Annotated in this window: 11 protein-coding genes; 6 read left to right on the top strand and 5 right to left on the bottom strand. The window is 67.4% G+C overall.

From position 1 onward, the window contains the following. Positions 1-56 precede the first annotated feature (56 nt). The gene (locus IE302_RS06545; protein ID WP_191252665.1) at positions 57-647 is read left to right on the top strand and encodes a TetR/AcrR family transcriptional regulator; all 591 of its coding nucleotides are present in this window, start codon (positions 57-59) and stop codon (positions 645-647) included. Here IE302_RS06545 and IE302_RS06540 read toward each other — a convergent pair. After that, positions 644-2,026 (bottom strand): cytochrome P450, encoded by a 1,383-nt coding sequence (locus IE302_RS06540; protein ID WP_191252664.1) that lies wholly within the window; start codon positions 2,024-2,026, stop codon positions 644-646. The genes IE302_RS06545 and IE302_RS06540 overlap by 4 nt on opposite strands. A 91-nt stretch (positions 2,027-2,117) precedes the next feature. Between IE302_RS06540 and IE302_RS06535 the strand changes: the two genes are divergently transcribed. Next, entirely contained in the window at positions 2,118-2,732 is a 615-nt protein-coding gene (locus tag IE302_RS06535; protein WP_191252663.1) for a TetR/AcrR family transcriptional regulator, read from the top strand. Between the two features lie 38 nt (positions 2,733-2,770). Here IE302_RS06535 and IE302_RS06530 read toward each other — a convergent pair whose 3' ends face one another. Beyond that, the gene (locus tag IE302_RS06530) at positions 2,771-3,520 is read right to left on the bottom strand and encodes a glycosyltransferase family 2 protein (protein ID WP_191252662.1); all 750 of its coding nucleotides are present in this window, start codon (positions 3,518-3,520) and stop codon (positions 2,771-2,773) included. Between the two features lie 3 nt (positions 3,521-3,523). After that, on the bottom strand, positions 3,524-4,153 hold the full coding sequence (locus tag IE302_RS06525) for a class I SAM-dependent DNA methyltransferase (RefSeq protein ID WP_191252661.1): 630 nt from the start codon (positions 4,151-4,153) through the stop codon (positions 3,524-3,526). A gap of 113 nt (positions 4,154-4,266) precedes the next feature. On the opposite strand from IE302_RS06525, the gene IE302_RS06520 reads away from it, so the two are divergent. Continuing rightward, entirely contained in the window at positions 4,267-4,611 is a 345-nt protein-coding gene (locus IE302_RS06520) for an MmcQ/YjbR family DNA-binding protein (protein ID WP_191252660.1), read from the top strand. A 1,315-nt stretch (positions 4,612-5,926) separates the two neighbouring features. On the opposite strand, the gene IE302_RS06515 is transcribed toward IE302_RS06520, so the two are convergent. Further along, a complete protein-coding gene (locus IE302_RS06515) occupies positions 5,927-7,180 on the bottom strand; it encodes an HNH endonuclease signature motif containing protein (protein ID WP_229907626.1) in 1,254 nt (417 codons plus the stop codon). Positions 7,181-7,519: 339 nt separating this feature from the next. On the opposite strand from IE302_RS06515, the gene IE302_RS06510 reads away from it, so the two are divergent. The 3 genes from IE302_RS06510 to IE302_RS06500 all read left to right on the top strand — a co-directional run bounded on the left by IE302_RS06510 (position 7,520) and on the right by IE302_RS06500 (position 10,815). Further along, positions 7,520-8,023: a MarR family winged helix-turn-helix transcriptional regulator gene (locus tag IE302_RS06510; RefSeq protein ID WP_229907625.1), complete on the top strand. Its 504-nt coding sequence runs from the start codon at positions 7,520-7,522 to the stop codon at positions 8,021-8,023. A 121-nt stretch (positions 8,024-8,144) separates the two neighbouring features. Next, the gene (locus tag IE302_RS06505) at positions 8,145-9,614 is read left to right on the top strand and encodes an MFS transporter (RefSeq protein WP_191252656.1); all 1,470 of its coding nucleotides are present in this window, start codon (positions 8,145-8,147) and stop codon (positions 9,612-9,614) included. A gap of 10 nt (positions 9,615-9,624) precedes the next feature. Further along, positions 9,625-10,815, top strand: coding sequence for an FAD-dependent monooxygenase (locus IE302_RS06500; RefSeq protein WP_229907624.1), 1,191 nt, complete (start codon positions 9,625-9,627; stop codon positions 10,813-10,815). An 11-nt stretch (positions 10,816-10,826) separates the two neighbouring features. Here IE302_RS06500 and abc-f read toward each other — a convergent pair whose 3' ends face one another. Then, positions 10,827-12,446, bottom strand: coding sequence for a ribosomal protection-like ABC-F family protein (abc-f, locus tag IE302_RS06495; protein ID WP_191252653.1), 1,620 nt, complete (start codon positions 12,444-12,446; stop codon positions 10,827-10,829). Between the last annotated feature and the right edge of the window lie 424 nt (positions 12,447-12,870).

Raw genomic sequence — 12,870 nt, 5'->3', positions numbered from 1 at the left:
AGTAGCACGGCACCTGACGACCGGGCACGATCCGGCAAGCCGGTACTGTGGTCCGCATGCCCGCCGTGAATTCGCAGCCCCGCAGGGCGCGCTCCGGCAACCAGCGTGACGAAGCGGCCCGCCTCGCCGTGCTCCACGCAGCGGACGATCTGCTCGTCGAGCACGGTTTCGCCAAGCTGACCATCGAGGCGATCGCGCGCGAGGCGGGCGTCGCCAAGCAGACGATCTACCGGTGGTGGCCCTCGAAGGTCGAGATCCTGCTCGACACACTCATCGAGGACAGCGAGAAGCGGTTCGCCGTCCCGGCGGACAAGTCCTCAGTGGACGGCATCCGCGGCTACTTCCGGGGCTACGCGCGGTTCGTCACGCGCGACCCGGCGGGCAAGGTCCTGCTCGCGCTCATCGCCGAGGCGCAGCACAACCCCGAAACGGCCAAGAGCCTCCACGACCGTTATCTCGGCCCGCGCCGGGAGCTGGAGCGTGCCCTGCTCGCCCGCGGAATCGAGGCCGGCGAGGTCTCGACCGAGCTCGACCTCGACGCCGCCATCGACGCCGTCGTCGGCCCGATCGTGTACCGGGCCCTGACGGGAGCGAGTGTTCCCCGCGCTCTGGTGGACGCCCTCTTCGACGGGCAGCTCAAACCCTAGGCGGTCACTTCCACCGTCGCGCGGTCGCGCAGGGAGACCTCGAGTTTGAAGCCCTCCGGCTTCAGTGTCAGTAGTTCCTGCACCTTCAGCCGGTAGGACGGGTCTCCGCGCAGGTCGTACCGGCTCAGAAGCATGCCGAGCACCAGCGTCGCCTCGTGCAGGGCGAACTGCCGTCCGATACACGCCCGCTCCCCGGTGCCGAACGGCTTGTAGACGTGCGCCGGACGGGCACGGTTGCGATCCGGGGCGAAGCGGTCCGGATCGAACGATTCGGGGTCGTCTCCCCAGACCGGATCACGGTGCAGCGCTGGGATGAGGACGAGCGCCCACTCGCCCTTCTTCATCGGATACTCACCGCCGACGACGGTGTCCACCTGGGCCTGGCGTGCGAACGCGGGCGCCGTCGGCCAGAGCCGCAGTGCCTCGTCGAGCACCCGCCGGACGTAGCGGAGCTTGGCGACCTCCTCGTAGGACGGATCCGGGTTCTCGCCCCACACCTTGTCCACTTCGGACTGGGCGCGGGCGAGGACGTCCGGATTCCGCGCCAGGTAGTACAGGGCGAACGAGAGCGCACCCGACGTGGTTTCGTGCCCCGCCACCAGGAACGTGATGATCTGGTTCCGGATGTTGACCTCGTCCAGTGCCTCGCCGGTGCTTGGCTGCGTGGTGTTCAGCATGAGCCCGAGCAGGTCTTCGGTGCTCGGATCGTCCCGGCGCGCCTCGATGACCTCGTCGACGACGGAGTGGAGGAACGCGAGGTCGGCTTCGTTGCGCTGATTGGCCTTCCGGCTGAGCAGCGGGCCGATGACCGGCGGCTGGATCGCCATCCGCTGCGCGTGCCGCAGCGTGCGGACCATCGCGGCGACGAACGGATGCGGTTCGGCGCGTTCGAACGACGAGAAGCTGTAGCCGAACCCGGTCCGCCCGATGGTCTCCAGCGTCAGCTTCGTCATGTCGTCCGCGACGTCGACCTCGCCGCCGCTGTCCCAGGCGTCCAGGAGTTCGCGGGTGATCGCCAGCATCGCCGGGTGATAGCGCTGCATGGCGTTGCGGCTGAACGCGGGCGCGAGGATCTCGTGCGCGCGCCGCCAGTTCGGCTCCTCGTTGTGCGCGGTGAACAGCCCGTCGCCGCCGAGCAGGCGCAGGTTCGAGATCGCGGGCGTGACGTGTTTCGCGAACCGCTTCTCGTCGGAGAGGTCGGCGACCATCCCGGCGCCGTTGACGAACACGATCCGGCGGCCGAACACCTTGCGCTCGAAAACGGGCCCCAGTTCGGCGGCGTGCCGCATCGAGTCCTGGACCGGGGTCTTCGGCGAAACGCCGAGCACGTCGCCGATCAGCGGGATCCGGCGCGGGGGATGGGGGAGTGCGGTGGCCATCGGGCCCCTCCAGTGTGTGCACTGTTGAATCGACATCCAATAACGAGCGTGGCCTGTTACTGAACTCGTGTCAAGTAAGTACGATGACAGGATGGCGCCGAGTACTTCCGGGAAGCCCCGCAGCAGGCTGAGCACCGCCGAGCGGCGGGAACAGCTGCTGCGGATCGGCGCCCGCCTGTTCGCGGACCGGCCCTACGACGACGTGTGGATCGAGCAGGTCGCGGACATCGCCGAGGTGTCCCGAGGGCTGCTCTACCACTACTTCCCGACGAAGAAGGACTTCGTCACCGAGGTCATCAGGGCCGAGGGCGAGCGCCTGCTCGACATGACCCGATCCGATCGCTCACTGCCGGTCACGGAGCAGTTGATGGCGGGTCTCGACGCGTATCTCAGGTACGTCGAAGCCAACGAAGACGGCTACCGGGCGCTGCACGCGGGCACCGCCATCGCGGTCGACGACGTCCGGGAAGTCCTGGACAACAACTTCGCCGAACAGGGGCGCCGGATCCTGGCGGTCCTGTGCCCGGACGGCGAGCCGCCGGAGACGCTGCGGGTGACCGTCCGCGGCTGGCTGGCCTTCGTCGTCGCGGTCTGTCTCGACTGGCTCAAGTACCGGCGGCTGACCCGGGACCAGACCCGCGATCTGTGCGCGAAGGCGCTGCTGGACATCGTCGCCGCGTCACCGGACGTCCAGATCGACCTTTAGGGGCCGCCCATGGCGGGTCCTGGCCGGGCGGCTTTGTGCTACCCGAGCGCTCGCGAAGGCCGGCGCGCCAGCATGATCTCGGCGCGTTCCCCGATCAGTTTCATCCGCGCGAGCCGTTCCCCGTCGTCGTTGTGCGCGGCGGACTTCGTCACCTGCCCCGGCCATTTCCGGTAGAACATCCCGCAGGTCGCCAGGAAGTAGCCGTCGGCGGACGCGTTCGCGGCGAGGACCAGGCCGGTGTCCTCGGACGCGGGCAGCGCCATCCAGCCGCCCAGTTCCAGCAGCAGGTCACGGCGGATGCACAGCGTCCCGGCCACCACCGAGGACAGATAGCCGTTTTCCCGCCAGTACCGCAGAACCGCGCCCCGCTCGATCGGGCCCTCCGCCGGATCGCTGTCGAAGCCGACCTTCGTCCCGTCCGGCAACAGGTCGAGCACACTGGACGCGGTCCAGCCGATCGCCGGATCCGCGAGCGCGGCGATGTCGCGGGCGAGGGCGCCCGGCGCCAGCAGATCGTCCGCGTCGAGCGCCTTGATCAGGCTCCCGGAAGATCGGGACAGCGCCATCATCCGCGCCACCCCCGGCCCGCCCTGCCGCCCCGCACCCGGCCGGATCCGTTCGTCGCGGGGGAGCACGGCGTCGAGCAGGCCGGTCTCGCCGTCCTCCTGCACCAGCCATTCCCACGTCCAGCCCGCCGGGAGTTCCTGGGCGGCCAAGGACGCGTGGGCTTCGGCCAGGAACGGCACGCTCGGCCCGTGGACCGGGGTGATCACACTGATGACGGGCACGGATCAGCCCGGACGACGGGCGGTGATCAGCAGATGCTCCTCCGGCGGCGTGCCGGGCTCGTCCGCGGTGAAGATCTCCGAATGCGTGTCGATGACCTCCAGCCCGGCCGCTCCAACGCGGCGGACGAGGTCGTCCGGCGCGAAGCTCGTCGCGTGGAAGGTGTGGCCGAAGAACTCCACCGGTGCGTCCTCGATGTCCCGAGGCACGGTGACCAGCGAGAAGAATCCGCCCGGTACCAGCCACCGCGCGATGTCGGCGAGCACCTTTTCGGTGTCCGCGCGCGGCATCTGCAGGAACGGGAAGAAGGCGCAGACGGCCTCCCATGACTCCGGGGGAGAGGTCCATCGCCGCACGTCGACGTGCACGAACTCGGCGGCCGGGACCCTCGTGCGGGCGAGATCGATCATCACCGACGAGACGTCCAGCCCGGTCACCCGGTGGCCGGCGGCGGAAAGGTCCACGGCGACCGGGTGCCCGGTGCCGCTGCCGATGTCGAGCACTCGCGACGACGGCGGCAGAGCCTCGATCAGATGCCGTACCGCCCTGTCGACCACCGGAGGGCGACCGAACGCGTCCTCGTAGGCGGAACCGATGGTGTCGAACAGCTCTTCGGCGGTGGCCGGACGGTCCATGGCGCAACTCCCCAGCGTCGAGTGAATCTCTCCGCGCATCGTAGTGCGGAGGTGCCGCACCGGACATCTAGACTGTGTCCGGTTCAGGACATGGGGATTCCGGGGGTTTCACGATGAGTGTGGCGAGTGCCGAGTTCCACCGGATGCTGAAGACGCTCGCCGACGTCGAACGCTCCGACGCGAAGGAATGGGAGTCGTACAGCGTCCGGGGGAAGCGGTTCGGCTACTACTGGCCGAGGACCCAGACCGTCGGCTTGAAGCAGACACTGTCCGAACAGGAAGCTTTGGTGGCGGAGCGCCCGGACGTGTTCGAGGTGCAATTCACCGCCGGGGGATTCGGCTGGGTGGTCGTGCACCTGGACGGCATCGAGGCGGACGAGCTGACCGAGCTGGTTTACGAGGCGTGGCGGCTTTCCGCGCCGGAGGAACTGGTGGAGCAGGTTCCGCCGCCTTGTTGAGCGTTGCCGCGTTGATCTGTTGACGTGCGTCACTGTTCCAGTGCGGAACATTTCCCGCGATGGTGCGTTGTAGAGGGTGTCGGTACGGATGGTGCCCCCGGGCCTCAACCTTCGCCTTCATGGAATACCGGTCCGGCCGGAGCCATGGAGCGCCTTTCGCCGAGAGGCGGCCCACCGTATCGACCATGGCTCCCGCTTCTGCTCGCAGGTAACCCCCAGGCCTTCGCTGAGCGGGAGCGGGTCTTTTTTCGGCGCTCGACACACGTCACTGTTCCGTAATGTCTTGCAGGGAACATTTACCGGTGCCGACGCGTTATGAAAAGTGTTGACTCCCGTTCCCGCTCGCAGGTAACCCCCAGGCCTTCGCAGAGCGGGGACGGGTCTTTTTTGGCCCGTTCGTGTGTAGACGCGCGTCACAGCGTTTCGGGCTCGGTGCCGGGGAACATTTCGAATGGTGGTGCGTTGTAGAGAGTGTCGGTACGGATGGTGCCCCCGGGCCTCACCCCTCGCCTTCACGGAATACCGGTCCGGCCGGAGCCGTGTCGAGCCACTCGCCGAGAGGCGGCCCCCGTACCGGCCACAAACTCCCGCTTCCTGCTCGCAGGAACCCCCAGCCTTCGCTGAGCGGAAGCGGGACCTTTTCTTTTACTGGCCGAGGGATTCGCGCCGGGCGCCAGTTCGGTGGCAAGCCTTGGTGATGCGGTCGAGGTGGTCGTGAGTGGCAAGTCGTGTTCTCTGCGAGGAGTAGAGCAAATGTGGCGTATGCCTGACTCGCGATGCCTTCGATCCTTCGTCGCCGACGGGCTCCCAGGTCTGAGGTGAAGGGGACTTTCCTCTCGTGTGATGAGGGGAAAGTCCCCTTCGCTTCGCTGAACGGCGTCCATCGTGCACTTTCGCCTTACCTCCTCAAATAACCCGAATCGCCACTCGCGATCCGTTTGACCAAGGCGCCATAGCCACGCTCACCTACTTAAGCGCGTGAAGGCCCCCTTCCCTCGGCTCAGCCGAGGGAAGGGGGCCTTCACGCGCGGTCGCTGTGACTGTTGTGGCTTCTGGTGCATGTGGGGCGAACGTGGCGATAGCGAAGGTGGTGAAGGCCTCCTTCGCTACCTTCAGGGTAGGCAAGGAGGCTTTCGCGGACGGTGCGCGGGCGGGAGTTCCGGTAGCGAGTCGGTGCGGGGGGTCGTGAGTGGTAAGTGTCGTTCTAACCCCACTTACCACTCACGACCCGCTTGACCAAGGCGGTGGTGAGGTGGGGGCATGCCGAGGGGCCCGTCGCCGGGTGGCTGGCGGGCTTCTCGGGCCGTGCGGGGTTTCAGGCGCGGTGGAGGGTGTTGCGCCGGGATCGTTGTAGCGGGTCCAGGTATTGGGGTGGGATGAACTCGGGGAGTCCGTCGGTGGCCATGCGGACTTGCCAGTCGCCGTGGTGGATCAGGCGGTGATGGAAGGAGCAGAGGAGCACGAGATTCCGAAGATCGGTGGGCCCGCCGTCCGCCCAGTGGTGAATGTGGTGGGCGTGGCAGTTCTTGGGTCTTCGGTGACATCCGGGGAAGGCGCAGCCTCGGTCGCGGATGTTGAGCGCGCGTCTCTGTCCTGGGGTGACGAAGCGCCGCAGCCGTCCCGCATCCAATGGCTCACCCGCGGCGTTCATCACTACCGGGAGCATCAGGCAGTCGCAGGCGGCCATGCGGGCTTCGCGGGCGGTCATGGTGCCGACGAAGTCCAGGCAGGCTTTCCCGATCCCGGTCTTGAGTTCTTCGAGGCCGATGGTGACGTGGACTAGGGTGCGGTAGCCGTTGGTGCCGGGCTGGTCCGGGCAGGCGATGGCGAGGTCGAGGAGTTCGGCCCAGGCATCGCCCTGACGCTCAGCTTTCGTTCGCAGGTCGGCTTGACCGAACTCGTCCACCGGACGCGGTTTCGCGTAGGCCTCCAGTGCGGCAGCGGTCCGGGCGCCGAGTTCGTCGTCGAGGAGCCCGTTCAGTTTCCAGAACCCGTCCTCGCGGCGCTCCAGGGTGACTTCGCGACGAGGGTCCTTCGGCTCCAGGTCCTTGGGTTCGTTCCCGTCGGGGTCGAGCCAGGCAAGAATGTTCGCCTCCGCGTCCACCAGTTGCCGGGGACCGGCGTTTCTGGCGAGGTTGCCGAGGATCTTCTCCGCGCTCTCCCGATCCTCAACAGAGGTGTCGGCAGGGAGTTTCGCGAGAATCTCCAGGATCTGCTGGATCCGCTCGGCCCCGACCAGCCCTTCGGCCGCTGCGGCAGCGGTAGTGGGTGCGATAGCCGGAACCGCATTCCCATCGAGATCCCGGGTCGGGTTCAAGGCGATCGCCTGATTCACCACCGGACGGGCCTCCGGAAAGGAAAGCCCCGCCACATCGGCGAACCATTTGATCGTCGTGCCGTACCCGAACAAGTCTTTGACGCCCCGGGACTCGATCTCCGCCAGATACTGTCCCAGCCCGGCGGACGCGACCCGCATCACCTGCAAGAACTGCTGCACACCATGCGCAAGCTCCAGCTTGCCGGCACGCCACAACTCCTGCGGCAACTCGGGAAGAACGGTCTCGGACACCCCTCCAGAATACCCGAATAAATCGAACAAGTGTTCTTAATTGTGAGCAACAATGAATTGAGCTTATGCCACTAAGGTGTGGTGGCGACGGGAATGGGTCCATGCCTGCGTGACAGGCTGCGGGCGGGCCCTCGATGCAGGTTGGCCGTGAGTGGTGATCCGGCGCCGCGCGACTCCGTCAGGACCACTCGAAACATTTAGTCGACTGGATGCGAGTCGTGGGCCGCGCCCAGTGGGTGTGCAGAGCGGGCCCCCTGGGGGCGAGTGCGCAGAGTTGAGTGTCACCCGTCACACAAGTTCGCTAACTTAGTTAGTAACTTATCTAGTAGTCTTCCTGGCATGGCCCCTTCATCGCGCAGCGCTCGTCGTCCTGACTCCTCGCCCGCCGCCGAGCAACCAGGCGTGGGTAACGCGGTGATGGAGCGCCTGCAAGAGGTCGGGACACTGACGCGGGTGATCGAGCAGCGTCTGAGCGGCGCTCTGGGGATCAATGCCACGGACTTGGCAGCCATGGAGCACCTCGCCACCGATGGCCCGCTGACCGCCAAGGAACTCGCGGACAGGCTGCGGGTTTCGACAGCGGCGAGCACGCACATCGTGGACCGGCTCGAGAAGGCCGGGCACATCGTCCGCCGCCCGCACGCCACCGATCGCCGCAAGGTACTGGTCGAACCGGTCGCGGAGTCGATGGACCGGCTGTTCGGTCACCTGCATCCGCTGCTGCGCGGCGTGGAGGGCCTCGTCGAGGCGCTGGCCCCCGGCGACCGGGACGTCGTCAAGACCTTCCTGACCGGTGTCGTGCAGATCTACACGGACACAGCGGATTCCTTCCCCCAGGGCTGACTCCTCACCGCAGCAGGCAAGCAACCCATACCCCACCGGGGCGCGTTCGTTCGGCGAACGCCGGCCCGGCGTACGAACGCGCCCGGAAAACGGGCGCACCACCGAAATTCGGAGAGAATCAATGTCCGCACCCGAGAAGAAGACATCGCCGCGGGCGGTGTGGTGGCTGCTGGCCACCGTGCTCGTCGTCGAGTTGATGGACCTGCTCGATTCGACGATCGTCAACGTGGCAGGACCTTCGCTGGAGCGGTCCCTGGGAGCGAGTGCGGTCGGGCTGCAATGGGTCATCGGCGGCTACGCTCTGACTCTCGGCGCGGGCCTCGTGCTCGGCGGACGGCTTGGTGACCGCTACGGCCGACGGCCGATGTTCCTGGCCGGTCTCGTCGCCTTCACCCTCGCGTCGCTGCTGTGCGCGATCGCTCCGAGTATCGGCCTGCTGATCGGCTTCCGGCTGATCCAGGGTTTGGCCGGGGCGATGATGCTGCCCCAGGGGCTGGGCATCCTGCGCGACAACCTCACTCCCCGCGAACTCACGAAAGCCCTTGCCGTGTTCGGCCCGGTCCTCGGCCTCGGTGGTGTGCTCGGCCCGGTGCTGGGCGGCGCGCTGGTCGACTGGGATCTGTTCGGCCTCGGCTGGCGGCTGGTGTTCCTGGTCAACGTCCCGGTCGGCCTCGCAGCGCTGGCGCTGTCCTGGTGGCTGGTGCCCCGCGACAGCGGAACCAGGACGCTGCGCGTGGACGTCGTGGGAGCCGTGCTCGTCGCCGTGGCCTCGGCCCTGCTGGTTCTCCCGCTCAACGAAGGGCAGGCTTCGGGCTGGCCACTGTGGACGTGGCTGTCGTTGTCCGCCGCGGCGATCGGTTACGCGGGATTCGCGCTGTGGCAACGTCGTGTCCTGCGCCGGGACCGTCCGCCGCTGGTCACCCCGAGCCTGTTCGGCAAGTCCGCGTTCACCGTCGGGCTGGTCGCGGTCGCGTTGTTCTTCGGCGGCCTCATCGGCACCCAGCTGGTGCTGACGTTCTTCCTGCAACTCGGTCAGGGGTTCACCGCCGGGCAGGCCGGGCTGGGCAACCTCCCGGTCGCACTGGGGACCGCCGTCGGCGGCACCATCAGCGGTGGGCTGCTCGCCGCCAAACTCGGCCGCCGGGTGTTGCAGGCCGGGGCCGTCGTCCAGTTCACCGGTGTCGCGTGGCTGTGGTTCGCCCTGGCCGACACCACCGATTTCACGATCTGGCAGATCGTTCCCGGCAGCGCCGTCGCGGGCATCGGCGCGGGCATCGTGATCGCCGCGGTGTTCAACACCGTGCTCGGTGCCGTTGACGACGACGAGGTCGGCTCCGCCTCCGGCGTCCTGTCCGCGGTTCAGTCGATCGGTGGTTCGGTCGGTGTCGCGGTGTTCAGCACCGTGTTCTTCGCCGGCGCTCTCGCCGGTCAGGTCACCGAGAGCTTCCGTGACGCCCTCGTGGTCCAGGCGATCGTCATCGCGCTGTTCCTGCTCATCTCACCGCTGTTCCCTCGTCGCGCACGCCCCGAGGACACGGATGTCGCCGGTCCTGACCACTCGGCGCCCAAGCAACCCAGCACCGCTTCCTGAAGGGGATCCCTTGTCCCGCACCATTCTGATCTCCGGCGCCGGCATCGCCGGACCCGCATTGGCCTACTGGCTCCACCGGCACGGCATGACCGCGACCGTGATCGAACGCGCGCCGGAACCACGTCTCGGCGGGCAAACCGTCGACCTGCGCGGCGCCGGTCGAACCGTCATCGAACGGATGGGTCTCGAACAAGCCGCCCGCGATCGTGTCACGCATGAAGAAGGATTGCGCTTCGTCGACGGTCGCAACCGGATCCGCGCGTCGTTCGGCACCGACGCCCTCGACGGGTTCGTCACCGAACTGGAACTCCTGCGCGGCGAACTCGCCGACCTGCTTCACCACCACACCCGTGACGACATCGACTACGTCTTCGGCGATGAGATCACCGGGCTGACCGACACCGGCGACGGTGTGGACGTCGCCTTCCGGAACGGCGCGGACCGGCGATTCGATCTCGTCGTCCTCGCCGAAGGCCTCCGGTCCCGCACCCGGGACCGCATCTTCGCCGACATCGCCCGCATCCGCTCGTTCGGCCTGTACACCGCCTACTTCACCGTTCCCCGCGCCGAGGCCGACGACAGCTGGGCCCGTTGGTACAACGCCCCCGGCCGCCGCGTGGTCCTCCTGCGTCCCGACAACCAGGGCACCACCCGCGCAACACTGTCCTTCCTGGACTCCCAACCCGGGCTCGACCGGCTACAAGTCCTGGCACAGCAAGACTTTCTGCGCCGTCACTACGCCGACGCCGGCTGGGAGACACCGCGTGTGCTCGACGCGATGGGCGAGTCCCCGGACTTCTACTTCGAATCCGTCGGGCAGATGCGTCTCGAACACTGGTCACGCGGCCGGATCGCCACCGTCGGCGATGCCGCCTACTGTGCCTCCCCTCTCAGCGGCATGGGCACCAGCCTCGCCCTCGTCGGCGCCTACGTACTCGCAGGCGAACTCAGCCGCCACCCGGACCACCACGACGCCTTCCGCTCCTACGAGGACATCATGCGGCCCTACGTCACCCAAGCCCAGAACGTCTCCTGGTTCGCGCCACGGCTGGCCTCCCCGAAGACCCGCACCGGTATCCGGCTCCTCAATACCGTCGCGGGGTTCGCCACCAACCCCGCGATCAGCCGCCTCACCCGCCGATTCACCAGCCCACCGGCGGACGCCATCGACCTCCCTGTCTACTCCTGCGCCGGTAGGTGACGAATTGCGGATCAAGACTCCACGAGAGCCCCATCGGTCAGCCGAATGCGCCGGTCCACCTTGATCTCGGTCAGGAACCGCTCGTCGTGGCTCACGACCACGAAAGCCCCTTGATAAGCACCCAATGCGCTCTCCAGCTGGCCGACGCTGACCAGGTCGAGATTGTTCGTCGGCTCGTCCAGCAGCAATAGTTGCGGCGCGGGTTCGGCGAACAGGACGCAGGCGAGAGTCGCTCGCAGCCGTTCGCCCCCGGAGAGGACGCCGACGGAAAGCTGGCTTCGGGCGCCTCGGAACAGGAATCGGGCCAGCAGGGTCATCCGTTGCGACTCGGGAAGGCTCGGGGCGAACGTCGCGAAGTTCTCGGCGATGGTCCGGTCGAGGTCCAGCAGGTCGAGCCGCTGCGAGAGGTACGCGATCCGGCCCTCGGCTCGCTTCATCACGCCGCCATCGGGTACGAGGTCGCCGTTGAGAACCCGCAGGAGCGTCGACTTTCCGGTGCCGTTGCCGCCGGTCAGCGCGATCCGCTCGGGGCCGCGGATGGTGAGGTCGACGCCGTCGCCCGCGAAGACGTTCCGGTCGCCGTAGCGCACCTGGAGGTGCTCGCCGTGGAACATCGTGCGTCCGGCGGGGACGTTGGTGCCCGGCAGGATCAGCGCGATCTTCTGATCGTCGCGGAGGGAGCGTTCGGCCTCGTCGAGGCGGTTCTTCGCGTCGCTCACCCGCGCGGCGTGCGTCTCGTTCGCCTTGCCCGCGGATTCCTGGGCGTTGCGTTTCATGGTGCCGGCGAAGATCTTCGGCAGACCGGCGTTGCCGAGGTTGCGGGCCGCGTTGCCCGCTCGCCGCGCGGCCCGCTCACGAGCCTGCTGCATCTCCCGTTTCTCGCGTTTGACCTCTTGCTCCGCACTGCGGACGTTGCGCTCGGCGACCTCCTGCTCGGCCTTGACCGCCGCTTCGTACTGGGTGAAGTTCCCGCCGTGGTAGCGAAGGTCGCCGCGGTCGAGTTCGGCGATCCGGTCCATCCGGTCGAGCAGTTCCCGGTCGTGACTCACCAGCAGCAGGCAGCCGGACCAGTCCTCGAGCACGCCGTAGAGCTTGCGGCGGGCGTCGAGGTCGAGGTTGTTGGTCGGCTCGTCGAGCAGCAGGATGTCGGGTCGTTTCAGCAGTTGCGCGGCCAGGCCGAGCGAGATGATCTGCCCGCCGCTCAACGTGCGCAGGCTCCGGTCCAGCGCGATGCCGTCGAGGCCGAGCCGGTCGAGCTGGGCGCGGGTGCGTTCCTCGATGTCCCAGTCGTTCCCGATGGTGGTGAAGTGCTCGTCGCTCGCGTCGCCGGATTCGATGGCGCTCAGGGCCGCGAGCTGCGGCGCGATGCCCAGCACCTCGGCCACGTTCAGCTCGGCGGTGAGCGGCAGCGACTGCGGCAGGTAACCGAGGACGCCCTGGGCGGAGACGGTCCCGGAGGTCGGCCGCAGCTCGCCGGCGATCAGCTTGAGCAGCGTGCTCTTGCCGGCCCCGTTGGGGGCGACCAGGCCGGTACGGCCGCCGGGCACGGTGAAGGACAGGTCGTCGAAGACCTGGGTGTCGTCCGGCCAGGCGAAGGACAGGGCGGACACGACGACGAAGGCGTCTGACATGGAAATGACCTCGTGAAAGACAGCGGGCGCAGCGAAGCGGCACCGCGATGGACGTGGCTTGAGGGGACGACAAAGAGGCCACCTCGGCATCAGCGCCGGTGGCCTGGCAACTCCGGCTCACCCGGAGATGTCGTCTTCACCTGCCACGTCTGGTCTCCACGTTCGTTGATCGGCTACGCGTCCACCATAACAAGACCGGACGGAGCGGTGCCACCGCAATCCCTCCGGGTGACTCCAGTAAAACGCGCGCAAGAGGCCGTCGAATACGAATTCCGATTCGTATTCGACGATTCGAAGCGATTCCCGATCATCGGCACTTGTGATGTGGATCATATTCATTGAGGGGTGGTGGCGGCACTTCTAATGTTCGTCGGGGGACGGTTTCCGCACTGGGGATCACGCGCTCCGTCACCACCCATTTCGT

Source organism: Amycolatopsis oliviviridis (assembly GCF_014654365.1).
Taxonomy (GTDB): domain Bacteria; phylum Actinomycetota; class Actinomycetes; order Mycobacteriales; family Pseudonocardiaceae; genus Amycolatopsis; species Amycolatopsis oliviviridis.
This window is presented reverse-complemented; position numbering and strand designations above follow the sequence as displayed.